The sequence below is a fragment of the Jatrophihabitans sp. genome (assembly GCF_036389215.1).
Classification (GTDB): Bacteria; Actinomycetota; Actinomycetes; order Mycobacteriales; family Jatrophihabitantaceae; genus Jatrophihabitans_A.
The window spans coordinates 1-2269 of record NZ_DASVQG010000168.1; the positions used below are offsets into that span (position 1 = coordinate 1).

The window sequence follows — 2269 nt, forward strand, 5'->3', positions numbered from 1 at the left end:
CCGCGACCGCGACCGCGTCGCACAGCGGAAGGCGCTCGGCCGCGCGCTCCTTGCCCGGCAGGGCCGGGGCCAACCCGAGACCGCCTGTCGCAACCAGCGTGGGCGGCACCGTGATCACCGCCGCGTCAGCTTCGAGCACGCCCCACGGGCCGACGGCCGCCACCGACCCAGGTTGCCACTCGATCGTGCTGACCGGGTGCGACAGGCGGATATCCAGCCCGTCGGCGAGCGCGGCGACCACGGCGTCGTACCCGTCGCGAATCACGTACTCCTCGCCGATCTCCCGTGGCGATGGCAGCCGCGCGAGCAGGCCGTCGCGACTCAGCGACTGCGGTTCCCCTCCATAGACCTGGGTCACCCACTCGAGCGCGGCGCGGGACTGCCCGTCGGCCAAGCCCAACGCCGTGACCGCCGAACCCAGCGGCTCGTCCGCCACGGCCCCTGAGGACTCCGGCTCCGCCGAGGCGGCCGAGCTCCGCAGTAGTTGACCGAACTCCCACGGTGTGGGCACTGGTGGCTGGCCGCCGCCGTTGGAGTCGCTGACAAACCGGATGGCCGGGGAGCGATTCAGGGGCACCACGTCGAGACCCGCCGCGCGCACCGGCTCCCAGGTGGAACAGCGCCGGCCATGGATCACCTGAGCGCCGAGCTCGACCGGCTGCCCGGCAACCCGCACCGTCCGCACCCGCCCGCCCACGCGGTCGCGTGCCTCGAGCACGGTCACGCGGATGTTTCGCGCATGTAGTGCGCGCGCGCAGGACAGCCCTGCGACGCCCGCCCCGACGACGACCACGTCAGCGTCACCCACCGTGCCCCCAGCGGCAGTCCGCTTGTCCGGCTGAGAACCGCTTTCTTGTCCGGCCGAAACAGTTGGTGATATGAAACAGTATCGGATTCGTCGCTGTCTACGATCGGCACTGTTGACGGGCGGAACCGTGCATGGTCGACGGTTCGCACTCGACGGGGAAACGGGGTTGATCCAGGGACATGGATGAGGACTCGGTCGAACTCGCCACGCGTCCCCGTTGTCTTGAGACCATGCCCGGAGTCCAGCTCGTCCCGGTGGGCGATGACCGGGTCGTGATCAAGCGCGGGCTCACCGAGATGCTGGTGTCCGGGCCCTCCGCGGCGCCCGTGGTGCAGCAATTGCTGGTCCTGCTGGACGGATCGCGAGACGTCGACGGAATACTGACCGAGTTTCCCCCCGACATCTCCCCGGTCGCCGGCGAACTTCTCACCGCGCTCCAGGTCCGCCATCTGCTGCGCGCCGTCGACCCGGTTCCAGAGCCCGCCGCGGGCCAATCCGCGATACAGCCGTTGCTGGAACAGCTCGGCGTGGACGCCGAGCCGGTCGTCACGAGGTTGGCGGCCGCCCACGTCAACCTTGTCGGGCATAACCGGGTCGCGAGGGCGATCGCCGCCGACCTCGCCGGAATCGGCGTAGGAAGCGTCGGCATGATCGGTCACGCACTTCTGGACACGCTTGCCGAGACACCGGGGTCCGGCTCGGCAACCAACCGGCCGGATCTCGTGATCGCCACGTCCGAATTCGGCCGTCCCGATGCCTTCTTCACCTTGAATCGGGACTCGATCGCTGCCGAACGACCTTTTCTGGCAGCCTGGATCACCGGTGCGCACGCCTACGTGGGGCCGTTGGTCGTTCCGAGGGAGACGGCATGCCTGCGGTGCGCGGACGTCGTCGGCGCCCTGCGCGACCCGGTCTGCGAGTTGCCTGAGGGCGGCTTCATCGAGGTGATCGACGGGGCGGGTGACGGCCCCGCGACATCCTCGGCGATGCGCAACTCCGCTGCCTGGGTAAGCGATTTCGTGGGCCATGTCGTCGCGGCCGAGGTCTTCAAATATCTGGCAGGCACGCTGCCCAGTGACGTGGCGGGACGCCTGCTGCGAGTGGACCTCGGCACCTCCGGCGGCGCAACGTTCGGCGGCGGATCGTTCGGTGGCGGATCGTTCGGTGGCGGATCGTTCGGTGGCGGCGTTCGCAGGGTGATGAAGGCACCGCGGTGTCCGGACTGCAGCGACGCGGCCAGGCACGGCGCGCCCGCGGTGCTCGCCGGCCCGCAGATTCCGATGCGCTGGGTGGGCCAGCACGAGTGACGCCCGAATCAGCCGCCACCGTCGCGGACAAGCCGGATACCGAGGGTCTCCACACCGCGCCGGACGCGGGGCGGTTCGATGGCGTGCCGGACGCGGGGGGTCTCCACACCGCGCCGGACGCGGGGCGGCTGCACGACGCGCCGGACGCGGGGCG

General features: G+C 70.4%; 2 protein-coding genes. One reads left to right on the forward strand and one right to left on the reverse strand.

All coding sequences use genetic code 11. The features are described 5' to 3' along the window. Positions 1-808: flavin monoamine oxidase family protein (locus VF542_RS08615; RefSeq protein ID WP_408651291.1), on the reverse strand; the 808-nt coding region annotated here is incomplete at its 3' end. Positions 809-1104: 296 nt separating this feature from the next. On the opposite strand from VF542_RS08615, the gene VF542_RS08620 reads away from it, so the two are divergent. Next, positions 1105-2115 carry a hypothetical protein gene (locus VF542_RS08620; protein WP_408651292.1) on the forward strand — a complete coding sequence of 337 codons (1011 nt, stop codon included), beginning with the start codon at positions 1105-1107 and terminating at the stop codon, positions 2113-2115. The last annotated feature ends 154 nt before the right edge of the window (positions 2116-2269 follow it).

Bases quoted from the DNA above. Each gene is read 5' to 3' on its own strand.
- VF542_RS08620 (WP_408651292.1), top strand. From the start codon at position 1,105: ATGCTGGTGTCCGGGCCCTCCGCGGCGCCCGTGGTGCAGCAATTGCTG.